The sequence below is a fragment of the Picosynechococcus sp. NKBG15041c genome (assembly GCF_055380235.1).
The window spans coordinates 1,005,806-1,030,803 of sequence record NZ_AP040363.1; the positions used below are offsets into that span (position 1 = coordinate 1,005,806).

27 protein-coding genes and 1 riboswitch are annotated in these 24,998 nt (G+C 48.7%); of the genes, 12 read left to right on the top strand and 15 right to left on the bottom strand.

Annotated elements, in window-relative coordinates; translation table 11 throughout:
• Window positions 1-21 precede the first annotated feature (21 nt).
• From ACZ45B_RS04945 to ACZ45B_RS04955, 3 genes are all read left to right on the top strand, one after another.
• Window positions 22-1,353: an adenylosuccinate synthase gene (locus ACZ45B_RS04945; RefSeq protein WP_024544636.1), complete on the top strand. Its 1,332-nt coding sequence runs from the start codon at window positions 22-24 to the stop codon at window positions 1,351-1,353.
• 54 nt (window positions 1,354-1,407) lie between these two features.
• Window positions 1,408-1,701 (top strand): 50S ribosomal protein L25, encoded by a 294-nt coding sequence (gene rplY / locus ACZ45B_RS04950; RefSeq protein WP_024544635.1) that lies wholly within the window; start codon window positions 1,408-1,410, stop codon window positions 1,699-1,701.
• A 92-nt stretch (window positions 1,702-1,793) separates the two neighbouring features.
• Complete coding sequence (locus ACZ45B_RS04955; RefSeq protein ID WP_024544634.1) at window positions 1,794-2,807, top strand: aspartate carbamoyltransferase catalytic subunit; 1,014 nt, start codon at window positions 1,794-1,796, stop codon at window positions 2,805-2,807.
• A gap of 4 nt (window positions 2,808-2,811) precedes the next feature.
• Here ACZ45B_RS04955 and folD read toward each other — a convergent pair whose 3' ends face one another.
• From folD to thiC, 6 genes are all read right to left on the bottom strand, one after another.
• A complete protein-coding gene (gene folD / locus ACZ45B_RS04960; protein ID WP_024544633.1) occupies window positions 2,812-3,681 on the bottom strand; it encodes a bifunctional methylenetetrahydrofolate dehydrogenase/methenyltetrahydrofolate cyclohydrolase FolD in 870 nt (289 codons plus the stop codon).
• Window positions 3,682-3,748: 67 nt separating this feature from the next.
• On the bottom strand, window positions 3,749-4,693 hold the full coding sequence (locus ACZ45B_RS04965; protein ID WP_024544632.1) for a succinate--CoA ligase subunit alpha: 945 nt from the start codon (window positions 4,691-4,693) through the stop codon (window positions 3,749-3,751).
• A 51-nt stretch (window positions 4,694-4,744) separates the two neighbouring features.
• Window positions 4,745-5,884, bottom strand: coding sequence for an ATP-grasp domain-containing protein (locus ACZ45B_RS04970; protein WP_024544631.1), 1,140 nt, complete (start codon window positions 5,882-5,884; stop codon window positions 4,745-4,747).
• A gap of 514 nt (window positions 5,885-6,398) precedes the next feature.
• The gene (locus tag ACZ45B_RS04975; protein WP_024544630.1) at window positions 6,399-6,647 is read right to left on the bottom strand and encodes a DUF2283 domain-containing protein; all 249 of its coding nucleotides are present in this window, start codon (window positions 6,645-6,647) and stop codon (window positions 6,399-6,401) included.
• Window positions 6,638-6,943: a PBECR2 nuclease fold domain-containing protein gene (locus tag ACZ45B_RS04980; RefSeq protein WP_024544629.1), complete on the bottom strand. Its 306-nt coding sequence runs from the start codon at window positions 6,941-6,943 to the stop codon at window positions 6,638-6,640. The genes ACZ45B_RS04975 and ACZ45B_RS04980 overlap by 10 nt, the downstream gene beginning before the upstream one ends.
• A 78-nt stretch (window positions 6,944-7,021) precedes the next feature.
• Window positions 7,022-8,407: a phosphomethylpyrimidine synthase gene (gene thiC, locus ACZ45B_RS04985; protein ID WP_024544628.1), complete on the bottom strand. Its 1,386-nt coding sequence runs from the start codon at window positions 8,405-8,407 to the stop codon at window positions 7,022-7,024.
• Window positions 8,408-8,416: 9 nt separating this feature from the next.
• Window positions 8,417-8,516: riboswitch (TPP riboswitch) on the bottom strand.
• A 348-nt stretch (window positions 8,517-8,864) separates the two neighbouring features.
• Between thiC and ACZ45B_RS04990 the strand changes: the two genes are divergently transcribed.
• Window positions 8,865-9,338, top strand: a complete 474-nt coding sequence (locus ACZ45B_RS04990; RefSeq protein ID WP_024544627.1) for a GNAT family N-acetyltransferase — start codon at window positions 8,865-8,867, stop codon at window positions 9,336-9,338.
• On the opposite strand, the gene ACZ45B_RS04995 is transcribed toward ACZ45B_RS04990, so the two are convergent.
• On the bottom strand, window positions 9,298-10,056 hold the full coding sequence (locus ACZ45B_RS04995; RefSeq protein ID WP_024544626.1) for a sensor histidine kinase: 759 nt from the start codon (window positions 10,054-10,056) through the stop codon (window positions 9,298-9,300). The two genes, ACZ45B_RS04990 and ACZ45B_RS04995, sit on opposite strands and share 41 nt — an antisense overlap.
• Before the next feature lie 87 nt (window positions 10,057-10,143).
• On the opposite strand from ACZ45B_RS04995, the gene ACZ45B_RS05000 reads away from it, so the two are divergent.
• Window positions 10,144-11,037 carry a CoB--CoM heterodisulfide reductase iron-sulfur subunit B family protein gene (locus ACZ45B_RS05000; RefSeq protein ID WP_024544625.1) on the top strand — a complete coding sequence of 298 codons (894 nt, stop codon included), beginning with the start codon at window positions 10,144-10,146 and terminating at the stop codon, window positions 11,035-11,037.
• Window positions 11,038-11,162: 125 nt separating this feature from the next.
• On the top strand, window positions 11,163-11,726 hold the full coding sequence (locus ACZ45B_RS05005; protein WP_024544624.1) for an ankyrin repeat domain-containing protein: 564 nt from the start codon (window positions 11,163-11,165) through the stop codon (window positions 11,724-11,726).
• A 59-nt stretch (window positions 11,727-11,785) separates the two neighbouring features.
• Here ACZ45B_RS05005 and ACZ45B_RS05010 read toward each other — a convergent pair whose 3' ends face one another.
• The 3 genes from ACZ45B_RS05010 to petB form a co-directional block, all read right to left on the bottom strand.
• Window positions 11,786-14,023: an NADP-dependent isocitrate dehydrogenase gene (locus tag ACZ45B_RS05010; protein ID WP_024544623.1), complete on the bottom strand. Its 2,238-nt coding sequence runs from the start codon at window positions 14,021-14,023 to the stop codon at window positions 11,786-11,788.
• 205 nt (window positions 14,024-14,228) lie between these two features.
• Window positions 14,229-14,711 (bottom strand): cytochrome b6-f complex subunit IV, encoded by a 483-nt coding sequence (petD, locus tag ACZ45B_RS05015; protein ID WP_024544622.1) that lies wholly within the window; start codon window positions 14,709-14,711, stop codon window positions 14,229-14,231.
• A gap of 55 nt (window positions 14,712-14,766) precedes the next feature.
• Entirely contained in the window at window positions 14,767-15,435 is a 669-nt protein-coding gene (gene petB / locus ACZ45B_RS05020) for a cytochrome b6 (protein ID WP_024544621.1), read from the bottom strand.
• Window positions 15,436-15,684: 249 nt separating this feature from the next.
• Here petB and ctpA point away from each other — a divergent pair, with 249 nt between their 5' ends.
• Entirely contained in the window at window positions 15,685-16,920 is a 1,236-nt protein-coding gene (ctpA, locus tag ACZ45B_RS05025) for a carboxyl-terminal processing protease CtpA (protein WP_024544620.1), read from the top strand.
• Here the strand turns inward: ctpA and ACZ45B_RS05030 are convergent.
• A complete protein-coding gene (locus ACZ45B_RS05030) occupies window positions 16,917-17,084 on the bottom strand; it encodes a hypothetical protein (protein WP_024544619.1) in 168 nt (55 codons plus the stop codon). The two genes, ctpA and ACZ45B_RS05030, sit on opposite strands and share 4 nt — an antisense overlap.
• A 79-nt stretch (window positions 17,085-17,163) precedes the next feature.
• Here ACZ45B_RS05030 and rpmB point away from each other — a divergent pair, with 79 nt between their 5' ends.
• Window positions 17,164-17,400, top strand: coding sequence for a 50S ribosomal protein L28 (gene rpmB, locus ACZ45B_RS05035; RefSeq protein WP_024544618.1), 237 nt, complete (start codon window positions 17,164-17,166; stop codon window positions 17,398-17,400).
• Window positions 17,401-17,582: 182 nt separating this feature from the next.
• Here the strand turns inward: rpmB and ACZ45B_RS05040 are convergent, their stop codons facing one another.
• The 3 genes from ACZ45B_RS05040 to murD all read right to left on the bottom strand — a co-directional run bounded on the left by ACZ45B_RS05040 (window position 17,583) and on the right by murD (window position 22,289).
• The gene (locus tag ACZ45B_RS05040; RefSeq protein WP_024544617.1) at window positions 17,583-18,788 is read right to left on the bottom strand and encodes an NAD-dependent epimerase/dehydratase family protein; all 1,206 of its coding nucleotides are present in this window, start codon (window positions 18,786-18,788) and stop codon (window positions 17,583-17,585) included.
• A gap of 418 nt (window positions 18,789-19,206) precedes the next feature.
• Window positions 19,207-20,751 (bottom strand): sensor domain-containing diguanylate cyclase, encoded by a 1,545-nt coding sequence (locus tag ACZ45B_RS05045; protein WP_029681608.1) that lies wholly within the window; start codon window positions 20,749-20,751, stop codon window positions 19,207-19,209.
• A 188-nt stretch (window positions 20,752-20,939) separates the two neighbouring features.
• The gene (murD, locus tag ACZ45B_RS05050) at window positions 20,940-22,289 is read right to left on the bottom strand and encodes a UDP-N-acetylmuramoyl-L-alanine--D-glutamate ligase (RefSeq protein WP_024544615.1); all 1,350 of its coding nucleotides are present in this window, start codon (window positions 22,287-22,289) and stop codon (window positions 20,940-20,942) included.
• Between the two features lie 335 nt (window positions 22,290-22,624).
• Here murD and ACZ45B_RS05055 point away from each other — a divergent pair, with 335 nt between their 5' ends.
• Genes ACZ45B_RS05055 through ACZ45B_RS05065 form a run of 3 tightly spaced genes read left to right on the top strand, consistent with a single transcriptional unit; the run spans window position 22,625 to window position 23,680 of the window.
• Complete coding sequence (locus ACZ45B_RS05055) at window positions 22,625-22,837, top strand: DUF2997 domain-containing protein (protein WP_024544614.1); 213 nt, start codon at window positions 22,625-22,627, stop codon at window positions 22,835-22,837.
• Window positions 22,838-22,876: 39 nt separating this feature from the next.
• Window positions 22,877-23,260, top strand: coding sequence for a DUF1257 domain-containing protein (locus ACZ45B_RS05060; protein WP_024544613.1), 384 nt, complete (start codon window positions 22,877-22,879; stop codon window positions 23,258-23,260).
• A 3-nt stretch (window positions 23,261-23,263) separates the two neighbouring features.
• Entirely contained in the window at window positions 23,264-23,680 is a 417-nt protein-coding gene (locus tag ACZ45B_RS05065; protein ID WP_024544612.1) for a ferredoxin, read from the top strand.
• Here the strand turns inward: ACZ45B_RS05065 and ACZ45B_RS05070 are convergent.
• Window positions 23,672-24,160, bottom strand: coding sequence for a hypothetical protein (locus ACZ45B_RS05070; RefSeq protein WP_024544611.1), 489 nt, complete (start codon window positions 24,158-24,160; stop codon window positions 23,672-23,674). The two genes, ACZ45B_RS05065 and ACZ45B_RS05070, sit on opposite strands and share 9 nt — an antisense overlap.
• Before the next feature lie 114 nt (window positions 24,161-24,274).
• On the opposite strand from ACZ45B_RS05070, the gene ACZ45B_RS05075 reads away from it, so the two are divergent.
• Window positions 24,275-24,943 carry a class I SAM-dependent methyltransferase gene (locus ACZ45B_RS05075; protein WP_024544610.1) on the top strand — a complete coding sequence of 223 codons (669 nt, stop codon included), beginning with the start codon at window positions 24,275-24,277 and terminating at the stop codon, window positions 24,941-24,943.
• The last annotated feature ends 55 nt before the right edge of the window (window positions 24,944-24,998 follow it).

Genomic DNA, 24,998 nt, shown 5'->3' on the forward strand with positions numbered 1-24,998 from the left:
TGAATTAGAGTAGACAAACCCTTGGCTAACGTAGTTGTCATTGGTGCCCAATGGGGTGACGAAGGAAAAGGAAAGATCACGGATTTACTGAGCAAATCCGCCGATGTTGTCGTGCGCTCCCAAGGGGGCGTCAATGCAGGACACACCGTCGTTGTGCAGGGACAGACCTTTAAGCTTCATTTGATCCCTTCAGGCATTTTATATCCAGATACAGAATGTATCATCGGCTCAGGGACGGTCATTGATCCGAAAGTCCTTCTCGAAGAAATTGATCAGCTCCACCGTCTAAATGTTTCGACGGATAATCTGTTCATTTCCCAGACAGCCCACGTGACGATGCCCTATCACCGTCTCATTGATGGGGCTTCTGAAGAAATGCGGGGCGATCGCAAAATTGGCACCACCGGGCGAGGCATCGGCCCCACCTACGCCGATAAATCCGAACGAACCGGGGTACGGGTCCTCGATTTAATGGATCTGGAGAACTCCAGGGAGAAATTTGTTTGGGCGATCGAGTATAAAAACATTATTCTCGAAAAGCTCTACGATCTGCCGCCCCTCGACCCCCAGGAAGTCATCGAAGAATATCGCGCCTATGCCGATGCTCTCCGCCCCCACATCGTTGACAGTTCCCTAAAAGTTTTTGAAGGGGTCAATGCCAAGAAAAATATTCTCTTTGAAGGGGCTCAAGGCACACTCCTGGATATTGACCACGGCACCTATCCCTATGTCACTTCTTCTAACCCCATTGCAGGCGGTGCTTGCGTAGGGGCGGGAATCGGCCCGACGATCATTGACCGGGTGATTGGTGTGGCGAAAGCTTACACCACCCGCGTGGGTGAAGGACCATTTCCCACAGAGTTAGAAGATGAAATTGGCGAACTGCTGGGCCATGTGGGTGCAGAGTTTGGTACGACCACAGGTCGCCGCCGCCGTTGTGGCTGGTTTGATGCGGTCATCGGCCGCTATGCTGCTCGGATCAATGGTCTAGATTGTTTAGCGATTACTAAGCTGGATGTACTGGACTCCCTCGATGAGATCAAGGTCTGTGTGGCCTATGAGATCGACGGGGAAACTTGTGAACACTTCCCGAGTAATGCTAATCTGTTTGCTCGTTGCAAGCCGATCTACAAGACGATGCCCGGCTGGAAGCAGCCCACGAGTGAATGTCGTTCTCTCGATGAGTTGCCGAAAGAAGCCCTTGCTTACCTGAAATTCCTAGCGGAACTGATGGATGTCCCGATCGCCATCGTTTCTCTGGGGGCTGGTCGTGAGCAGACAATCATTGTGGAGGATCCGATCCACGGTCCGAAGCGCGCTCTGTTAGATCGCAATGGTGAGCCCATCGGCTAACGTTGTTATTTTTAACTTCCTATTTTTTCGCACTATTTATTTAGGTTATTTCCCATGTCTTTAACGATTGAATGCCAAGCACGTCCTGAAGGGATTAATCCCCGCGCTCTTCGTCGCGATGGTCTCCTGCCCGTTAACCTCTATGGTCACAAAGGCGCTGATTCTGATGTATTCGTTGTGAACTATAAAGAAGCGTTGAACTTGCTCAAAAAAGCAACTCCCAACGAAACAGTTATTGAAGTCAAAACCCCCGGTTGGTCTGGCTCTGCGGTAATTCGTGAAATCCAGTCCCACCCTTGGAAACGTAACCTCTTACACCTCAGCTTTTTTCACACTGAGGCCGCGTAATTCAAGGTTAATTCATCAGATTCGATAAGATGAGGAGGGCGCGATCGCAACGGCCCTCTTTTTTGTGGCTGGCAATTGAGTAAAAGAAGGTTATGGCAACGGTAACGGCGACTTGGACAAGGCGACATATTCTTTCGCTCATGGATTTTTCGGTGGCGGAACTAGATGCGGTGCTGCAAACCACAACGAGTCTGCGGGATGTGCTGTTCCGGCGAATGAAAAAAGTGCCGGCACTCCAGGGTCAGGTAGTGACAAATATGTTTTTTGAGCCTTCGACCCGTACCCGGAGCAGTTTTGAGCTGGCAGCTAAGCGGCTATCGGCAGATGTGATGAATTTTGCACCTGGGTCTTCTTCCCTCAGCAAGGGGGAAACAATCCTGGATACGGCGAAAACATATCTGGCCATGGGTACAGACATTATGGTGATCCGCCACCAACAGTCAGGGGTTCCCCAGGCGATCGCCCAGGAAATGGATCGCCTTAATTCGGGAGTGAGCATCCTCAATGCCGGGGATGGCCTCCACGCCCACCCTTCTCAGGCTTTACTAGATTTATTTACCATCTGTCGGGTTTTGGATGCGGAAAATCCCCGTTGTGAGCTATTGCAGGGGAAAAAGATTGCCATTGTGGGGGATATTCTCCATTCCCGGGTGGCTCGCTCGAATATTTGGAGTTTAACCACCGCCGGGGCCGAGGTACACCTCGCTGCACCACCAACGCTACTGCCTAGTGGTTTTCAAGAATTCGGAACTGATTCTGGGGGGAAATTAGTGCTCCATTGGGATTTGGAACCGGCCCTCAAGGACGCAGATTTTGTGATGACTCTGCGCCTACAACACGAACGGATGACAGCCCATCTTCTGCCCAGTTTACGAGAATATCACCAGCACTTTGGGATTACGGGCGGTCGCCTGAAATTATGTCACCCAGATGTGAAAATTCTTCACCCTGGGCCGGTGAATCGGGGCGTGGAGCTGGCCTCCGATGTGATGGATCATCCTGCCTTGAGTTTAGTCTCAGAGCAGGTGACCAATGGTGTCGCCGTCAGGATGGCCCTGCTGTACCTCATCGGCAGCAACAAAGGAAACAGCCTAGTCAAAGCCTAGTCAATTAACGATTAGCTTTATTTTGGTAGCTATTAAACGTATTTTGGAGGAGCATCGCCACGGTCATTGGGCCAATGCCACCAGGGACTGGGGTAATTTGAGCTGCAACTTGGGCCGCTTCAGTGTAGGCGACATCTCCCACCAAGCGAGACTTGCCAGTTTCAGGATCGGTGACCCGGTTAATGCCCACGTCGATGACCACCGCACCAGGTTTAATCATTTCTGCGGTGATAAATTCCGGCTTCCCAATCGCCGCCACAAGAATATCTGCTTCCCGGGTCACTGCCGCCAGATCTTGGGTGCGGGAATGGGCGACTGTCACGGTCGCATTGGCCTCTAGGAGCATCAGAGCAAGGGGCTTGCCCACAAGGATACTCCGACCAACCACCACTGCTTTTTTCCCTTCTAGAGGAACGTCATATTCCTTCAGTAATTCCATCACACCGTAGGGAGTACAGCTGCGCAAACCTGGCTCCGAGCGCACTAAATGGCCCAAATTTAGAGGGTGCAGACCATCTGCATCTTTTTCGGGGGCGATGGTGAGGAGTAAGCCGACTGAATCTAAGTGGGGGGGAAGGGGTAACTGCACCAAAATCCCATCTACCCGTTCATCTTGGTTCAGTTCTTGGATGACAGCTTCTAGTTCAGCCTGGGTAATATCGGCCGGAAAATGTTTGCCAAAGGAAGCCATGCCAATTCGTTCACAGGCTCGTTCTTTGTTGCGAACATAGGCGGCACTGGCCGGATTGTCACCGACCATCAGCACGGCCAATCCTGGCGGGCGGCCCATTTTAGGTGAAAGAGTGGCGATCGCCGTCTTGAGATTATCTTGAATTTTTTGGGCAAAGCTTTTGCCATCAAGGATTTGTGCCATGGTTGCGGGGCTCTTGAAATTGCGGTTCCAAGTTTAATCTTAATATCTGAGGCCCACGGATATGACATCAATCTCCTATGGGGGTTGCTTCAGGGGGACGTGTGCGACGTGTGCGAGTTTTAGGGGGCTGGAGGGCTTTTTTTAGCAGCAGCGGTAGTTCTTTCGGGGTACGGGCAAAGGCGAGCTTTTCTTGCTTAAAGGCGCTATGCATTTCAGTGGGGGTGTAGATATCGCTGATGCAATAGGAAAGCTGGCTGGCGATGATGGTGCTGGCATCATGGCAACTCCGGTGAATGGGAGCATGGCTACCACATAGATAGGTGACAACGGGGGTTTTGATTTTGTCCCGGAGGAGGGGGATGAGGTCAATTTCTTCTTGGGAGCCATGGCGACCGAGGAGGGCGATCGCCTTCGTTGCAGGATCTTGGTCAAGGTACTGGAGCCATTGGGCAAAATTGGAGCCCGGTAAATCAGAGTTTCCTACATCTACGACAAAGGACTGTCCTAAACCTACCTGATTGAGAAAAATTGCCACTTCCTGGGAGAGACTACTGAAACGACTGAGAATTGCCACATCACCAGGCTGAAAGTGGTTCACAAATCCTGTGCCAAGCCACAGTTGCCCTGGCACTACCAGCCCACTACTACCGGGCCCAAGAATTTGTACTTGCTCTCGCTGGGCTTCGTAGAGTAGGCGCACCATGTCTAGGGGAGGAACCCCCGCAGAAACAATAATCAATTGTTTGATTCCGGCGGCGATCGCCTCTAGGGAAGCATCCAAGACTTCAAAGGGGTCAACAAAAATTAAACTCGTCGTAATTGGGCCGGCCTTCTCTGTGGCTTCCATGACGAGATCAAAAATTGGCAGCTCTCCGATGGTCTGGCCACCGCCCCCCGCACTCACACCGCCAATAATTTTAGTGCCATAGGCGGCCATCCGAGGACAATAGTATTGGGCAAGGGAGGTGTGGATGCCCTGAATAAGAATATTTTGATTCGTTTGCCAAGCCATGACGATTGTCTTCCCAGTTGCGATACGAAAAAATCTGATTCAGTCTTTAATTTAGGCTTTACTGAGGGCGATCGCCTGATGGATAGCCGCCTCTAGATCGCTCTCCCAGTGGCAACCAGGGGCAATGGTCTGGTCAATATCTGGTAAGCAGCGCACTACGATTTGCATCGGCGAATGCCCTAGATCTTTTTCAGTTGCCAACCCAGGGAAAGAGGCGATGACTTTCGCTAAAATTTGCTGGTTGATTTCTTTGTCTGCCACTAAGTTTAAAAACAGCACTTCGATCTCTGGTAGAGAAGCCAACTGTTCAAGGATCAGGCCAATGTGACCCTCTAGATCGTAGGGAGAAAATACCAGCCCTTGGGATTGGGGGCCAAGAATCCAACAATAAGCGGGCTGTCCCCCCAACTCCTGAAGCAAATCCCAACTCAAGGCCGCTGCCCCTACGCCATAGCAGACAATCCCCACTTTGCCCCCAGGTACTTCTGACTGCCAAGCCAAAGGATCTCCCATTGGGTAATTGCCTTGGTTTTGATGGGCATAGAAAAGGTCGATTTCTGGGTGTTTACGCAAAGCCGTATCGTGGACAGTCACCTTTCCATCGAGGGCCATAAGTTCTCCGGCTTGGTTAATGCCCAGGGGATTGATTTCCACAAGTTCTAAGTCTTTTCCTAGCAGGAGGTCATACATTTTTTTGATAATGTCGCTGAGGGCGGGAACTAGGGGACCTCGAATACCCATTTTATTGAGCAGGTGGCGGGCTTGGAAGGGAGAAAAAAAGTCTTGAATCACCACCTGGTGAAGATTGGCGAGGAGTTGTTCGATTTCCATGCCACCGTGGGCTGAACCCAGGAGAACGGGCCGCTGTAATTCGTAATCCAGCACCACTGCCAAAAAGATTTCTTGTTTTCGCTCGTAGTGGGCTTCTGCGAGCAATACGTCCGGATACTGCCCGGCGATCGCCAAATTGAAAATATTCCGGGCGGCGGCGATCGCATCAATGGTATTTTGGACCCGTTTAATGCCTCCAGCTTTGCCCCGCCCCCCAGCCCGCACCTGAGACTTCAGGACGATCGGGTAAGGAATTTGTAGCTGTTTAAGTTCCCGGGGGTCAGCGATGATCTGAGACGGTAATGTAGGTATTCCGACCTGTTCAAAGAGTTGTTTTGCTTGGTATTCGAGCAATTCCATTAGCGCAGAGGCAATCTTGATATTAAAACTAAAGCGTAATGTAATATGTTAGCGCTTATGTGGGAGGGGTGTCAGTTAGCCTGAGCTTTAATCATAATCCCTAATGGTCTTGATCCTTTAGACTTTTGCCAGAAATTCAATTATTCAAATTTAAGAAAAGCCCAAGAAAATATCATCTTTAGTTTAAGTTCTAGGTGATTCATCTGCTAGAAGAAAAGCATTAAATACCAATATTTCTTTGAGACTGTTGATTTTTTAAGATAAAAAGTGATTGTTGACGAACAAGATTACACTCAACATTGTGATTATATCCATCATAGTTTCGTCAAACACGGACTCTACAAGATTTGTAAGCATGGCTTGACAATATTCATGATTGTAAAAATTTTGCCGTCTTGATTTAAATCAAAAAAAATTTTTCATTAATATCTTTTGTCCCTACAACCGGGATTTTAATTAAGCTCTATGTAGAGAGTATTTGTATCTTGAAAATATTGATTTTTTATTACTTGAGTTAATTTTTTAGAGGGCGATCGCCTGCATGGAGAACAGTTAATCCAACAACCTCATCATTGTCTCCGTAACGGATAACAATATCGTCATCTGTTAACTCTGTGTCATCGCTTGATATCGGAGGATTATAAAAATCAATGTAGAGAACGTCAGCCTCTGCATCATAGAGAAGAGAAAAAGGACGCTTTGGTAAATCTCGCAATAATGGTACAAACTTTAAATAATTAAGGCTCTCTTCAACTATGGCCATATTTGATGTCTCCGGTTTAGCGAGTTAAGACGACGAGTAGGAAACGCAGTAATCACAAAACCATCATCTGCTGTTTCTTCTTTATACACCACAACTAAAACCTTCCCGACTTCCATTTCTCGAATCGCCATTAATGCTCCATCATTACCCAGAATAATTCGATCAGGATTGGCGATCGCCTCAAGCAGTAAAGTTTGTTTATCCTCTAATCCCCCATGCCTCTCTATGATATGCTGCCAACGCTCATCCGGCAGACGAACCCTGACCCCATTTTTAGAAAATGCTATTTTATCCAATCAATTTAACGACTTTTGCTTTAACGTCTATTCAAAAATAGGGTGAATCAATACCTAAATTCACCCTATAAATTAGGATTACGCTCTGGCGAGTTCTTCCTTGGCGGAAGTACTAGCTAAATACTTTTCCAGTTCTGTTAACGCATCAGCATCAACTTTCGTTTGCATCGGACAGAATTTAGGTCCACACATCGAGCAGAATTCTGCTGTTTTGTAGATGTCTGCGGGTAAGGTTTCATCATGGTATTCCTTCGCCCGTTCAGGATCGAGGGAAAGTTCAAATTGTTTCTCCCAATCGAAGTTATAACGGGCATGGGACAGTTCATCATCGCGATCGCGCGCCCCAGGACGATGACGAGCAATATCCGCAGCGTGGGCCGCAATCTTATAGGCAATCAAACCATTACGGACATCTTCAGCATTCGGTAAACCGAGGTGTTCCTTGGGTGTGACATAGCAAAGCATCGCCGTACCATACCAACCTGCCATCGCTGCCCCGATCGCCGAAGTGATGTGGTCATAACCGGGGGCAATATCGGTGACGAGGGGACCCAACACGTAGAAGGGAGCTTCAGAACATTCCTCCATCTGCTTCTTCACGTTGAACTCGATCTGATCCATCGGCACGTGACCGGGGCCTTCCACCATCACCTGGACATCATGTTCCCAAGCGCGGCGGGTCAGTTGACCAAGGGTTTTGAGTTCGGCAAGTTGTGCTTCATCGGAAGCATCATGGGTACAACCAGGGCGCAGAGAATCCCCAAGGCTGAAGGACACATCGTAACGCTTAAAGATTTCGATAATGTCGTCAAAGTGGGTATAGAGCGGGTTTTGCTTGTGGTGGTGCAACATCCAACGCGCTAAAATACCGCCACCACGAGACACAATGCCAGTAATCCGGTTACGGACGAGGGGCAAATGTTCGATGAGGATCCCCGCATGGATCGTCATGTAGTCAACCCCTTGCTGGGCGTGCTTTTCGATAATGTGTAAAAAGTCCGCCGCCGTGAGATTTTCCATGTTGCCGTGGACGCTCTCAAGGGCTTGGTAAATGGGAACCGTACCGATGGGAACCGGAGAGGCGTTAATAATCGCCGTCCGAATTTCATCGAGATTACCGCCGCCCGTGGACAGATCCATCACGGTATCTGCGCCGTATTTCACTGCGAGCTTGAGCTTTGCCAATTCCTCGTTGATATCGGAGGAGTTGGGGGAAGCCCCGATGTTTGCATTGACCTTGCACTTGGACGCAATCCCGATCGCCATCGGTTCGAGATTGAGGTGGTTAATATTGGCGGGAATGATCATTCGTCCCCGGGCCACTTCGTCACGAATGAGCTCTACGGGAAGATTTTCGCGCTTTGCCACATAATCCATTTCTTCGGTAATTACGCCCTGACGTGCATAATGCATCTGGGAAACATTACCTTGACCTTGCCGTTTGGCAACCCAATCAGCTCTCATATTGTTTTAATCCTCGATTAACAGCTTCCCTACGCTGGTATTACCCAGTCTCAGGTTCTAAGGGACTATCTCAGTCTGATTCCTATGACAGACACCCCTAGCTTATGGCAATAAATTCTAACACCACTCCCCAGCAAAGTCTTGGGGGAAATGTGCGCCTGGGATCAAGCTCTGACAGGAATTGGGCGGATTTGGGCATCCCCAGCAGGCCATTTGCAAATGATCAGCTTTTGGGGAAAGGAAAAAATTTAAGGATTCTTGATTCAACGGAATGGTTGAACTGGTTACAATAATGGACAAATTTTTCGGGTTAAGATTGCGGATAAGTTCAGGCAATTGGGCGATATTCTGTCATTCTTTCCCACCTCTAACGTCTCCAGGCCTCCAGATTTCTGGGGGAGAGGGGATAACCCAAGGCCTTTTTTATTCCCTCTGCGTTTAAGAAGCGATGAATAAAATTTCCGACTGCAGCCATATTTTATTTTCTGTGGACAAGTCCAGGGTAGATCTTGTGAAGTTGCAGGAATTGTTTAATGTCACGGCTTTTTGGGCCCGGGAGCGATCGCTGGCGGATCTGGAAACGGCGATCGCCTACAGTGATCCGGTAGTGACAGTTTGGGACGGCGATCGCCTGATTGGGTTTACCCGGGGAACGTCCGATGGCGTGTTTCGGGCGACGGTGTGGGATGTGGTGATTCACCCTGATTACCAAGGCTTGGGCTTAGGGCGAAAATTAGTCGAAACCTTGATTAGTCATCCCCGCATGTGCCGGGTGGAGCGGGTCTACCTGATGACCACCCATCAGCAGCAGTTCTATGAGCGCATTGGCTTTAAAGAAAACGCCACGACGACCATGGTGCTCCACAATCATGAACATCCCATCAGTGTGATTACTTGCGTGGTTGAGGAAACTGCCCCATTACCTGCATAGTTTGTTTGTCGTAGTGACGGGTCAAGCTCCCCCCAAAGCTGGCGAGTAATTTTTGGCACAGCTGCCATTTGATCGCCGGGGAAAATTCGAAGGCATGGGCAACTTGCTGCACCCTTTCCAGACTGGGGCGATCGCCTAGGGTCAGATCAGGCAGAGTCGCCTCATTCCAAAAATCTTCACCCTGGGGCGAAGTGAGCTGAAAGATAATCTGATCGCCTTGGCTCCCATAGCTGAGGTGAACGATACCCTTTTCGGCCCGCTGGAGCGTGGTATCTAAAAGGGTTAGGAAAAGCTGAGAAAAGTGACGGCGATCGCCAAAAATTTCTAGGGTTTCAATGGCAGGATGATCCACTGTTAACGTGAGATTCCGGTTGAGCGCTTTGACCCCCAAAAGATCCGTCAATTCAATCAACAAGCCTTTCAAATCGAGAGCTTGAGCATCGCCTTTATCCTGAGAATAATTCAGCTTAGAAATCGTAATCGCCGAATCGAGCAACGTCAATAATCGTTTGCTGGCGGTGTAGCTTTCTGCAATAAAAGCACGCTCTTCTGCTGGGTTTTCACAGAGGTCTTCCAAAATCAACTGCTGCAAGCCCATGATCGTACTGAGGGGGGCACGCAACTCATGGGCAATTTGACCGAAAAAGCGCGCCTGAAACTGACCCCACTGGAGGGCGATCGCCAAATCTGTATTCAAAGCAGAAAAATCATTAGACATAACAAAACATAACCATTTCTACGGAGAGCTTAATCCGCGACGATAAGATGAAGCTACACCTTATTTTCTATCTTAGGTTCAGCTAAAATGTTGCGCTACGCATATTTTCCTGGGTGTGTTGCCCAAGGCGCCTGTCGAGAACTGTACCTCTCCACAGCAGCCCTCACCAAAGCCCTCGACATTGAGCTGATCGAACTCAAACAAGCCGCCTGTTGCGGTTCTGGCACTTACAAAGAAGAATCCCAACTCCTGGAAGATAGCGTCAATGCCCGCAATATCGCCCTCGCTGAATCTTTAAAACTGCCTCTCCTCACCCATTGCAGTACCTGCCAGGGGGTGATCGGTCATGTGGACGATCGCCTCAAGGAAGCGAAGGTCAATAATCCCGAATATTTTTCCCAGGTCAATCAGTACCTCAGTAATACCCACTGCTCCCCCTATCAAGGCACAACGGATGTTAAGCATTTACTCTGGGCGCTAGTGGGAGACTATGGCCTCGACAAGTTGCAGGAAAAGGTCATTAAACCCTTGAAAAATCTGAAGTGCGCCGCTTTTTATGGTTGCTATCTGCTGCGGGTGCAAAAAAGTATTCCCTTTGATGATCCGGTAAATCCTGGTTCCCTAGAGGCTGTCTTTTCTGCCGTTGGTGCAACCCCCATCATCTATGAGGGCCGCACCCAATGTTGTGGTTGGCCTATTTCTAGCTACGCCACAGAACAGGCTTTCCAGTTAGCCGGGAACCATCTGCGCCAGGCGATCGCCGCTGGTGCTGATTGCATTGTCACCCCTTGCCCCCTCTGCCATCTCAATCTAGACTCCCGGCAGCCAGAAGTGGAGAAAGTAATTGGGGAAAAACTAGGCATTCCTGTTTTACATCTGCCCCAGTTAGTGGCCCTGGCCTTGGGGATTTCGCCTCAGGAATTGGGCCTCGGAAAACATATCGTTTCCACGAAGCCTCTCCTCAGGAAACTTGGTTTATAGAAATCTAGCTTTAACTACTTCCATTAAATCTGTCTTGATCGAGATATGTAATCTTTTGGTTTTTTCAGTCTTCTTTTTTTACTTTACATTTAAAAAGATTATTTTTATAGGCTTACGGAATAAAAATGGCTATGAATTTGATAGTAAAGAAATCTTTATTGTTCACTTTGATAGGATTCGTTATTGTTTTAATGGGATGCAATTCAACTAATAGAAATAATGAAGTTAACACAGAAGAAATGTATGAAGACATGTTGAATGCGATATCTGAAAGAAATTATGAAAAAATCAACTTACTCCTTGATCAAGGATTTGACCCCAATTACCAAAGTCAAGAAAGAAGTTTCTTAGATCAGCCTTATTATGTGCTTTTCCATGCAGCACGCTTTGGGAATGATTTTTTTGTACAAAGACTTCTTGAGTCGGGTGCAAAGTGGGAGTATATTCCTAACGAAGCATTGAGTGAATCTTTGATTTCAGCCTCTTGCGAAGGACAGCCATTCATTGTCCAAGAGCTTCTTAATGCAGGAGCTAACCCAAATTATGCTAATAATTTTGGTGAAAAACCATTAGCAATGGCTAATAGTCAAACTTGTAGAGCCGTAAACAGCAAAGGAGAGCCACATCAAGTAGGATTAAGTAACCATAATAGAGTGGCTCAAATTCTCCAAAGTGCTGGAGCACGATGATAACAATTCTTAAGTGTTCTCTTTCATAGTAGAAAGAATATTGAATCATCGATACAGTTTTAAGCTGGAGTCAGCAGGGCGATCGCCTGATTGAAAGTCGGGCTAGGACGCATCGCTTGGGTGGTTTTCTCCGGTTCAGAAAGATAATATCCATCAATCTCAATGGCTTGCCCTTGGGTTGCCTGCAGTTCTGCCACAATCGTCCCTTCGTTGGCGGTAAGGACTTGGGCGAGGGGGGCAAATTTCGCCTTCAGTTCTGGGCTTTGATTCTGTTCTGCCAACGCTTGGGCCCAATAGAGCGCCAGATAAAAATGGCTACCGCGATTATCAATTTCGCCCACCTTGCGGGAGGGAGATTTGTCGTTATTGAGGTATTGGCTATTGGCCTTATTCAGAGCTTCTGCCAGCACCAGGGCATTCTGATTATTCGTTTTCCGGCCCAGGTCTTCGAGGGCGACGGCGATCGCCAAAAATTCCCCTAGGGAATCCCAGCGGAGATGACCTTCTTCGAGGAACTGTTGCACATGCTTTGGTGCGGAACCGCCCGCCCCAGTTTCAAATAGGCCACCGCCAGCGAGCAAGGGCACAATGGAAAGCATTTTCGCGCTGGTGCCCAGTTCGAGAATCGGGAATAAATCCGTTAAATAATCCCGTAGCACATTCCCTGTCACGGAAATCACATCTTTACCTGCTTTGATCTGGGCACAGGTCAATTTCATCGCCTCGACCGGGGGCAAAATCTGCAGATCTAAACCGCTCGTATCATGCTGAGGGAGGTATTGTTTCACCTTAGCGATAATGTTGGCATCGTGGGCGCGGTTTTCATCGAGCCAAAAGATCGTTGTGTTGCCAGTAATGCGAGCGCGATTAACCGCTAATTTCACCCAATCCTGGACGGCAATATCCTTGGTTTGGCACATGCGCCAGATATCACCTTTTTCGACCGGATGTTCCATCAATACCGCGCCATTCTCTGCCACGACTCGCACGATGCCAGGGGCCGCAATTTCAAAGGTTTTATCGTGGGAGCCGTATTCTTCGGCTTTTTTCGCCATTAATCCCACATTGGCGACGCTGCCCATGGTGGTGACATCGAAAGCGCCATGTTCCTGACAGAACTCGATACAAGCTTGGTACATGGTGGCGTAGCAACGGTCAGGAATCATCGCCTTGGTGTCGTGGGCTTTGCCATCAGCGCCCCACATTTTGCCGGAGGTGCGAATAGCCGCAGCCATAGACGCATCAATGATCACATCGCTGGGCACATGGAGATTCGTAATGCCTTTGTCAGAGTTGACCATCGCCAGGCGGGGCTGCTTCTCGTAAACTGCCTGGATATCCGTTGCGATCGCCTTTTGTTGTGCCTCAGGAAGGCTCGTAATTTTGGCATACACATCACCAATACCATTGTTGGGATTGACCCCGAGCTGGGCGAAGGTTGCTGCGTACTTTTCAAAAACGTCTTTGTAGTAAACAGTGACCGCATGGCCAAAGAGAATCGGGTCAGATACCTTCATCATCGTTGCCTTCACATGAAGTGAGAGGAGGATGTCTTCGGCCTTAGCGGCGGCCATTTCTTGTTCATAGAAGGCCCGCAATGCTTGAACGCTCATCACCGCTGCATCGACCACTTCCCCAGCGAGAACAGGGATATTTTCCTTCAGGACAGTGACCGTACCATCGGCGGCCTGATGTTCAATTTTGAGGCTGCCTGCCGTTTCAAGGACGACAGACTTTTCGCTGCCATAGAAATCCCCAGCGGTCATATGGGCCACATGGGATTTAGACGCTTGACTCCAGGCCCCGACGCTGTGGGGATTTTTGCGGGCATATTCTTTGACGGCGGCAGCGACCCGGCGATCGCTATTACCTTCCCGCAAAACGGGGTTTACCGCACTGCCGAGCACCTTGGCATACTTCGTTTTAATTGCTTTTTCGCGATCCGTTTTAGGGTCGGCGGGATAGTCAGGAATGTTGTAACCTTTGCTCTGTAATTCTTTAATCGCCGCCGTCAATTGAGGAATGGAGGCACTGATATTTGGTAATTTGATGATGTAAGCGTCAGGAGTTTTTGCCAGATCGCCTAGTTCTGCCAGGTCATCGGGCTGCTGCTGATCGGCGGTTAAATATTCCGGAAAATTGGCGAGGATCCGCCCAGCAAGAGATATATCCTTCGTTTCTACCTCGATATTCGCCGCCGTCGTAAAGGCTTTCACAATGGGGAGCAGGGAATAGGTCGCCAGGGCCGGAGCTTCGTCGGTAAAAGTGTAGGTGATTTTCGAGGTCTGATTACTCATATCGCTTGGGCGTCGTTTCACAGGAATATTGCACAGCCTAAATCATACATGCCACTGACTCTTTTACTGACGGCCCTTTCGTCTGGAAATACTGATAGACATGCAAAAAGCGATCGCCTAACTCTAGCCGGAGCCAAAGGGGGGCGATCGCCATGATTTTTAGGGATGAAAAATAAGAATGAGTCCGAGAAATTAGGGATGTAGTTTAGAACAGGCCCAAAGTCAGAGACTTATCGATGGGGAAACAAGAACCCGCACCGAGCCAGAGGGTAATGGCCGTTCCCAAGAGGAAAACAGTCATTGCCACAGGACGACGGAAGGGGTTTTGGAATTTGTTGACACTTTCAATAAAAGGCACCATCATCAAGCCAAGGGGGATAGCCCCTTGACAAGCAATCCCAAGGAGTTTGTTAGGGAGAATCCGTAAAATCTGGAAGACAGGATACAGATACCACTCAGGCAAAATTTCCAAGGGAGTCGCAAAGGGGTTACCCGGTTCGCCGATCATTGCCGGGTCGAGAATCGCCAGACCAGTGATCAAACCGATGGTTCCCGCAATACAGATGGGGAAGGTAAAAAGAATGTCATTGGGCCAAGCCGGCTCACCATAGTAGTTGTGTCCCATGTTTTGAGCCAGTTTTGCCCGGAGTTTTGGATCGCTGAGATCCGGCTTTTTCATGATAGACATGAGTAAAAGTTCTCCTCAACAGGAATGTTGTTTTGAGCAAACGAAAAAATGATCCTTACAAAGGACCAGAAATACCCTGCTTACGGATCATGAGGAAGTGGGCCAACATGAAGACCGCAATGAGCCAAGGTAATACGAAAGTGTGGAGGCTATAGAAGCGAGTTAAGGTCGCTTGACCAACACTTGTGCCGCCCCGGAGCAACTCAACCATCGAATCCCCAACAACGGGAATTGCAGCAGGTACACCAGAAACGATTTTCACCGCCCAGTAACCAATCTGGTCCCAAGGGAGAGAATAGCCAGTCACACCAAAGGAAACGGTAATAACAGCCATGACCACACCAGTAATCCAAGTCAATTCACGGGGACGCTTGAAGCCACCGGTGAGATAGACGCGGAAAATATGGAGGATCATCATCAAGACCATCATGCTCGCCGACCACTTGTGGATCGAACGAATCAGCCAACCGAAGTTGACTTCATTCATGATGTACTGCACAGACGTGAATGCTTCTGCTACGGTAGGTTTGTAGTAGAAGGTCATTGCAAAGCCAGTGGCGAACTGGATAATAAAACAGGTAAGGGTAATGCCGCCCAGACAATAGAAGATATTGACGTGGGGGGGAACGTATTTACTAGAAATATCATCGGAGATTGCCTGGATTTCTAGTCGTTCGTTAAACCACTTATATAACTTGGAGTCGGTAACTTCTTTTGTAAACATGAAGCCTGATTAGAAACGAAAAATCTCTTTACAAGAATGTAACATAGCTTGTTCTGTCAGGTGGCGACGTTACGGGATTATCAAGCCTTTTAGCGGAAATTGTCACAATCAATCTGGGGTGATTAAACAAGGGGGCGATCGCCTAACGAACGATCCACAAAGCCAGTAAAGCGGTGAAAACATCCCAAATATTACAGAAATTGTCTATTATTTTAAGAATAGTCAAGTATTTTTCATAAAACCTTACGAATGCTGAGAAAACAGTTCTGGGCGGGTGTTTGCGGTGTATTGCTGGTTTTTGGGATGGTCTTTGGGCCGATGGATGGGGCGATCGCCTTCACCGACGAACAAAATTTACTGTTGCAAGCCTGGCGCTATGTCAGCCAATCCTATGTGGATGAAACCTTTAACGGCCAGAACTGGTGGGTAATTCGTCAGAAATTTCTCAAACGGCCCCTCAATACCCAAGAACAAGCCTACGAAGCAGTGACGGAAATGTTAGCGCTGCTGGACGACCCCTACACGCGCCTACTCCGCCCCGAACAGTATCGGAGTCTCAAAGTAAGTACCTCAGGGGAACTGTCTGGGGTGGGTTTACAGATCAATATCAATCCAGAGACTGATCTACTAGAAGTCATCGTGCCCCTGCCCGGTTCCCCCGCAGAGGCGGCAGGCATTGAAACGAAGGATCAAATTTTGGCGATCGATGGAGTGGACATTAGAAATATCGGTCTAGACGAGGCCGCCGCCAGAATGCGTGGCAAAAAAGGGACGACCGTTGCCCTAACGGTGAAATCGGCGAAAACTGAGGCTATCCGTACTGTCAAAGTCACCCGTGACACCATCGCCCTCAATCCTGTTTATGCCAAATTAGAAGAAAAAAATCGCGAGAAGATTGGCTATATTCGGCTGAACCAGTTCAGCGCCAACGCCACAGAAGAAATCAGTAAATCTCTCGATCAGCTCCAACGTCAGGGGGCCGACCGTTACATCCTTGATCTGCGGAATAATCCGGGGGGTTTACTCCAGGCCGGGATTGAAATTGCGCGGCTTTGGCTCGATCAGGAAACCATCGTTTATACCGTTAATCGCCAGGGAATCTTTGAAAGTTACGGCGCGACGGGCCATCCTCTCACTGACGCTCCCCTAGTGGTATTGGTCAACCAGGCCACTGCCAGCGCCAGTGAAATTTTAGCCGGGGCGCTCCAGGACAATGGGCGGGCTTTACTCATCGGCGAAAAGACTTTTGGTAAGGGTTTAATCCAATCGCTGTTTGAATTGCCGAATGGGGCCGGGATGGCGGTTACTGTTGCTAAGTATGAAACACCACTGCACCATGACATCAATAAATTAGGGATTTTGCCCGATGAGGTCATTCCCCAAGACCCGATTCCTTACCGGATGATGGCGACGGAAGCGGACTTGCAATATCAAGCGGCCCTGGAACTCCTCACCCAAGGCCAGGCGATCGCCAAGGCAGCTTAGAAGATAAAACCGAAGAACCTGGGGAGACTGGGCAGCATTTCCAACAGGGGTGCCGGTAGCATTTCTCCCCGGAAATCCAGAATCTGGACGAGTAACAGATAGGCGATCGCCAAAAAAAGAGAAATTGCCCCGGTGATAATGGCGGTGAGTTTTCCGCGTTCCATAGATTTGGCCTCGCTTCGTTAATGCACTATGATTGTAGATTGGATTACTTATTATAAAAATTGCTAGGAGCTCTTTTGTATGTCTCGTAAGTGCCAGATTACCGGCAAAAAGGCGAATAACGCCATGGCGGTTTCCCACTCCCACCGCCGCACCAAAAAATTACAAGAAGTTAACCTCCAGTGGAAAAAAGTTTGGTGGCCCGAAGGCAACCGTTTTGTGCGTCTGCGCCTTTCCACCAAAGCAATCAAATCCCTCGAAAAGAAGGGCATTGATGCAATGGCTAAAGAAGCTGGCCTTAACCTCAACAAGCTGTAAATTTTTGCTTAATCACAGTTTTGCAGCTGGTTACCATCACCAACATGCAAATCCCAACAGACTTCTATGGTTCGCCCTGGAAGTCTTCTTTTTTATTTTGGATTTTTTGGCTTTTGGTCACAAAAAAGGGCTTACTGACGAGCGTAAACCCTTTCCTCAATTATGACCGTGATGATTTTGACTTACACTTGGGCGGGAACTTTGACATGGTCTTGGGTCGTAGCACCCTGATTCCACTTAGAAGTACAAAGAATTCTGCTGCGATCGCAACGGTCCACATATTTCTTCGCAATTTCGGTCACTTCCAACATCAAACCCTTATTAAGCATTGTCGGTTGGAGGCCCATATCTAAGAAGCAACGATTTTCCACATACAATTCATTTTCTGCAGCCTCGTTACGAGGATTCTCCAGATATTGAATTTCTGCCCCAGTAATATCTGCCACCATCTGGGCCAAGTCCCGAACCCGGTGGGTCTCTGTCATCTGGTTTAAGATTTTCACCCGTTCCCCCTTCGCCGGCGGGTTGGCGATCGCCAATTCCACACAACGCACCGTATCTTGGATGTGGATGAATGCGCGGGTTTGGCCACCCGTACCATGGACAGTGAGCGGATAACCCACCGCTGCCTGCATCAAAAAACGATTTAGAACTGTGCCATAGTCCCCGTCATAATCAAAGCGGTTGACTAGCCGTTCATCTAGCGCCGTTTCCGCTGTATTTGTTCCCCACACAATTCCCTGGTGCAGATCCGTGACCCGGACTTGGTCATTTTTGTTGTAGTAAGCAAAAAAGAGTTGATCCTGGGTTTTTGTCATGTGGTAGATGCTACCAGGATTAGCCGGGTGGAGAATTTGCTTCTCAATCACCTTTCCTTCCTCAGTAACCACCTGAATATCTAAGTAGCCTTCAGGAATTTTCATGCCCGCCGTACCATAGCCATAGACGCCCATCGTACCCAAATGCACCACATGGATATCAAGACCAGATTCAACGATCGCACAGAGGACATTGTTCGTACCATTGAGATTATTATCAACGGTGTAACGCTTGTGTCTCCCAGATTTCATTGAGTAGGGGGCCGCCCGTTGTTCAGCAAAATGGACGACCACATCTGGCTCATAGTCCACAAATAGCTTCAGGAGCTGATCATACTCATGGGCGATATTGAAGTTAAAAAACTGAATTGTTTTGCCAGTAAGTTCTTTCCATGCTTTGAGCCTGACCGACATCGGGCTAATCGGCGTCAGTGATGCCACTTCCAGTTCCGTATCAATATTTCTTCTGGAAAGGTTATCAACAATCACAACATCATGACCTGCTTTCGATAGGTGCAACGCTGTGGGCCAACCGCAAAACCCATCTCCACCCAGAACAATAATTTTCATGGATTCAACTCCTTAGGTCTCTTGAATTTAATGCTTTAAAAAAATGTGTGCATGGTATGTACTCCCGAGAATATGCCCTTGGGGGTCATGGTACGCCGTACATCTTCCCGAGTTTGTAGAAAAGGATCACGTTAGAGGGGGTATCGGGTATCAAATCAAACAAAATGCTTAAAATTCAAGCAAATTGTTAAAATCATCCCACATTATAGACGGTTGGGTCATTGTCAGAGATCGCCTGGCCACAGCTTAACAGACTTTTAATCAACAGCAAGATGCTGATAAATGACAATTAATCTAGGCTTAAATTTTCAAAACTGACTTTAGGTCAGCAAAAACAATCAAAAGCCTCAGATCCGCGCTGCGGCAGCGGAGGTCAATATTTTACATATTATTAAATGGGCGTCGGTAGCACTTCATTTCACACAGAAGGCAGTCCTCCAGTAACGACAATGCGATTGCGTCCCTGTTGTTTGGCTAGGTAAAGGGCTTGGTCTGCCTGTTCTAAAAATGAAGCTGCCTGGGTTTGCTCTTGGGGGATACCGCTAAATGCGCCAATGCTAACAGTAATGATTCGATGGTCATTATCTGTATTTTCGTGGGCAATTTCAAGGTTGAGGACTGTGCGCCGGATTCGTTTGGCAATGACCGTTGCCCCCTGCTGATCTGTGTCAGGTAAAATCACCACAAATTCCTCGCCACCATAGCGGGCCACCAGGTCTGTTTGTCGTTGGAGGGTGTATTTAATTGCCTGGGAAATTTTCCAGAGACATTCATCACCCTTCTGATGGCCATAGAAGTCGTTGTAGCGCTTAAAGTAATCCACATCAATCAGCAGCAACGCAAGGGATTTTTGTTCGCGTCGTAATCGCAGCCATTCTTCGGTCAGTCTTTGGTTAAAACAGCGCCGATTGGCGATTTGGGTAAGGCCGTCTAGGTGAACTAATTTTTGTAGTTCTCGGTTTGTGTGGCGCAGAAGGGCTTCACTATGTCTCAGCTCCTTTGTCCGTTCTAAAACAAGTTTTGTGGAATTATCTAGGGCTTTTTTGAGGGAAGCTTGGGCTTGGCTCCGCTCGTCAACAGCTGCGGACAGCAGCAGGGAATTTAAGGCAAAAACGGCCATGAAAGACTGTAAATAGAGCAATGATTGGTTTTGGGTATCTAAAACAAAAGCCCCTAAACCATGGGCTGTGGCGTAAATTGCCAAAAGGGAAACCATACTAACCAATACACTAGAGATAAAGGCGCCATAGCGGAAGACAGTCCAGTTCAAAATCAGTAGCAGTAAATAGGCGATCGGCTCACTCTGAATAAAAACGCCCCAACTGACTCCTCCAATAAGGGAAGGGATAACTATTAATTCCACCAGACCATATTTGATTTTTTGGGTAAAAAATTCTTTTCCTAAGAGAATGACTGGGGTGAAAATCAAGTGGGCAAGGGTACTTGCCAACCACCAGGTAAACCAGCTCAAGGGATAATCTGACCACTCCAGTCGTCCAGCTAAAATGATGCTGGTAATGCCAATAAAGGCAGAAGCCATAGGGGATAGAGCCGCCGCCGCAATATAAATGGAGACATTGCGCACGCGGCTAAAAAATTGTTGCTTGTGGATATATTTATCCAGAATGAACTGAGCTAGATAAGGTTGAACAAGATTTGCGGCAATGCAACCAAAGTTGACCCAAAAAAAAGCAGCGGGGCTAATATTTGGGTCCCGTGCAAGTAAATCAACGGAGATAATCCCGAAGGAGCCGAGGGCGATGCTCGGCAAAATTTGATTGCCAAAGAGTAAAATTAGGCCCAGGGTCAACCCTGATGGTAGCCAGACTGAGGCAACAGTTCCCGGCAAGGTGGTAAAAACAAGGCTGATCTTAGCAGCCCAAATATAGGCGATCGCCAAACCAATATTTAAAGCCAATAATTGCAGCCACCGACGGCGAGATAACCGGAAAAAATAGATCATGCTGCCCAGTCAAAAAACAATGAATGGTCAGACCTTTAAATCGCAATCAAAATGGTACTTTGATCTACCTAAGGTCCATGATAAAAGTCATTCTTAAGTATTTAAGCGTACTTCAGTTCAATGGTTGATAAATCCCTGAATAAGTATGATTTTTATGATTTTTTGAGAGGGCATTTGAGTATTTTTTCTTACCCATTGAGAGTTTGGCAGAGGCGACGGAAATGCTCGCCCCGTTCCTCAAAACTCCGATATTGATCAAAGCTGGCACAGGCCGGAGAAAGGAGCACAACTTTGGGTTTGACCTGGGGAATCAGCGTCACACTGCGGGCGATCGCCTGGTCGAGGGTTTCCACAATTTCATACTGGGAATAGTGATGATCTTGGAGTAATTGGGCAAACTGGGGGGCAGCATCACCGATGAGTAAAACAGCGGCGGCTTTTTCCTTGATTTTTGCGATCCATTGGCTGGGGTCCCCTTCCTTGGGGTCGCCTCCAGCAATGAGGATCGCTGGGGCCGCAACGGCATTTAAGCCCACTTCGGCGGCATCATAATTGGTCGCTTTGCTGTCATTGATGAAAGCAACGCCCTGGTGTTGACATATTAATTCCAAGCGGTGGGGTACGCCGGGGAATGTGGCGATCGCCTCGGTGATTGCCCCCTTGTCAACATTGGCTAAACGGGCAGCGGCGATCGCCAACAATAAATTTTGGAGATTGTGTTCTCCCACCATCTTCAGGAGAGAGATCGGCATGATCAATTCCCCAAAAGCCTTGACCCAAGCATCCTGGATAAATACTCCCCGAGCCGGATCACAGGGGAGATGTTCCGCCCCCCGCACACTCGTCCAATAGGCATCGGGCCATTTTTCTGCCTGTGATCGCAGAAATGGATCATCCCCGTTCAACACCTGACGGCGGCTACGCTTTAATAATGAAGCCTTAATCGTCTCATAATTTTCGAGGGTATAGTGGCGAGCCAGATGATCGGGGGTAAAGGTCGTCCAAATGCCGATCTGGGGCCGCAGGGTCGGCGCAGACTCAATTTGATAGCTGCTAATTTCTGCCACAATCCAATCTGGGGTCGTTTCCGCCAAGGCTAATTCGCAGGCAGCCCGACCGATGTTGCCACAGGCGGGGCCACCACAGCCAGCTTTTTTGAAAATGGCTTCCACCAGGGCAGTCGTGGTGGTTTTCCCATTTGTGCCCGTCACGCTGACCCAGGGTTTGTGGGCTAAATTTCGCCAGGCCAGTTCCATTTCGCCGATGGTATCGATCCCTTGGGCACGGGCCTGTTGTAAAAAAGGAAGATCCCAAGGAACTCCCGGACTGACAACAATGAGATCTGGCTGATCACCGCTTAAATTCGGGGTGTAACCAAGCTGAACGGAGATTCCCTGGGCAGCGAGCTCTGTTTGGACAGCAACAAGATCTGCGTTGGTTTGGCGATCGCCTAACACTACATCCCAACCTTGCTGTTTTAATAGCCGTGCCGCCGCAATTCCCGAACGACCAATCCCAATGACAAGCGCTTGAGCCATACCAAATAATTTCGAAATAATTTCGCCAGACGAAAATGATCGCTGATTGTATCCAATTTTGGGGAGAGATTTTCTTTGCCTAAGCCCTAAAAGACGGTGACTGCGCAAAATTTTCCAGGGCGGCGATCGCCCAGCAACCACAAAAAAAGGCCATCCTATCGCTGTCAAAAATGAAAAGAATCTTACAATTTCGGGGGGCAAGCTACCCTCCCATTGTCGAGATTTGTTAAACTGCTGTAAACATAAATGTGCTCGAAAGTTAAGGGCAAAAATCCGCAATTTTGTACCGCGCCTACCCGCAAACTTTCAGACCATGCCAATGAGGAAGCGCACCCATGACCATGGAGACATTAGAATTTATCATCTACCCCGATGGCCGTGTCCAAGAGAAGGTCACGGGGATTGTTGGGTCTTCATGCCAAGAAGTGACCGCTGCAATTGAAAAGGAACTGGGGGTTGTTCTCTCCCAAGAGCCCACCTCTGACTATTTCACCCAAACCGTCAACCAATCTGCCGAGACGAGCAACCCCGTCCAGAGCAGTTGGTGATTTTTTTGAAAACCTCTACCAAATGCCCCACCCAAGCTTATGTCCCATTTCAGCAACATCAAAACAAAAATTCGTAATCTAACTTCCCTCAAGGCCGCCCTCAAGGATATGAATATCGACTGGAAGGAAGGGCCCAGCGCTGTTCGTGGTTATCAAGGCGATCGCCGCACTGCCGAAGTTGTGATCGAACAAGAGAATAACTACGACATTGGCTTTAGCTGGAACGGCCAGGAATACGAACTTGTTGCCGATCTGCAATATTGGCAGCAGCCCCTAACCGTAGACGGCTTTTTGCAACGCATTACCCAGGGGTATGCCTACCACACCATTCTCAGTGAGACCAGCCAGCAGGGTTTCCAAGTCAGCGAACAGCAGCAAAACGAAGATGGATCTATCCGTCTGGTTGTCCAACGCTGGAGCTAATCGATGACCCCAGAAAACACCCCCCAACGGTCTGGTTTTGAACCGGAGTTGGGGGGCTTTTTAAGAAATGATGCGGGACGGTCTGGTTTTGAACCAGAGTTGGGCGGATTGTTACGCCAAAAGGGAGTGTATGTCGATGAAACTACCTGTATTGGTTGTCGCCACTGCGCCCACACTGCCCCAAATACTTTCTATGTGGAAGAAGAACATGGCCGGGCCCGGGCCTATCGTCAGGACGGAGATTCAGAAGAGGTGATCCAAGAGGCGATCGACACCTGCCCTGTGGACTGCATTCACTGGCTAGACTACACAATCTTGAAAGAAAAAGAGCAGGCCCGGAAATATCAGGTAATCCGTCCCCTCGGTTTGCCTCAGGATAGCGGGAGTCAGGCGATCGCCCGCAAACAGTCCCTAGGGTGAGCCTGATCCGTGATGGGCTTGGTATTTACTTTGGCAATATTGATCAAGGGCCTGACCGGTGCTCTCCTCCTGGGAACCCGCCGCTTGACTGAGCGTCTGGGCAGCTTGGGCCGCCTCTAAGTCTTTGTCCTGGCGCGCTTTAACCATGGCATAGGTCGCTTCGGCCTGCTGTTGATAAATTTCGCTGATTTGGGTCTGGTAAGTTCTCAGCTCAGCATCTCGAAGACGTAGTTGGGCGATCGCCTCCGCCCCGATGGTGAGCGCATCTGCCGCTTGGAGCCAGCGTTCAGCGTAAAAAATTTGGGAAACACCGTCTACGGGTTCGTCTTGTACAAGGGTTTTAGCTTCGTTAACGGTACGCTGAATGGTCGTGAGGAGCGTCTGACAACCAGAAATCGCCGGGTCGACGTTTTGGCAAGCACTGAGGCCCAATAGGACAGCGCTGCTAGAGATGCTGAGGAGACGAGAAAACAGGGTCAAGGTTAAAAGAATGGTGAAAGAAGAATTGCCATGGGCAGTGTAACGAATTTTGTTTGAGATTAGAAATTTGGCTTCGTTATTCTAAAAATATTTTTGGGAGTTTTGAGGAGAAAAATGGCGCTTATCAGAATTTTAGAACCAGAGGTCATGGATGATCCCGCCGAGGCGATCGCCTACGATGCGATGGATTTTCGGGCAGTCAATCAAGCTTTTGCCGATCTCGTGGCTGAGACCTATCCTCAGGAAGAAGCTCTAGTGCTTGACTTAGGTACAGGGACAGCGCAGATTCCGATCTTGTTGGGGCAACAGCGTCCCCAGTGGCGCATTAAAGGCACAGATTTAGCGCCATCGATGTTGGCCTTGGGTCAGCAAAATGTGGCAGCGGCAGGCTTAGGTGCACAAATTGAGCTGATCGTGGCCGATGCAAAACATCTGCCCTGGCCCAATCACAGTTTTGATGTGATTATGTCCAACAGCCTGATCCACCATTTACCCGACCCCCTGCCCTGTTTTCGGGAAATGGCCCGCTTGTTAAAACCCCAGGGGGCGATCATTCTCCGGGATTTATTTCGTCCTGGGAGTGTTGCTGAAATTGACCAGATTGTCGCTGCCGCCGAGGGGCCAGGTTTTGACGATCGCCAACGGCAACTCTTTTGGGATTCTCTCCATGCCGCCTTTACCCTCGGAGAAATTCAGGCGATCGCCCAGGCCACCGGTTTAGCTAACGCCCACATTTACCAGTCTTCGGAACGCCACTGGACCCTAATTTTTCCGCACCCTTAAGGCAACTTAACTAGCTTCTCGGTCGCCCAGGTAATCCCCTAAGATAAAAAAATCC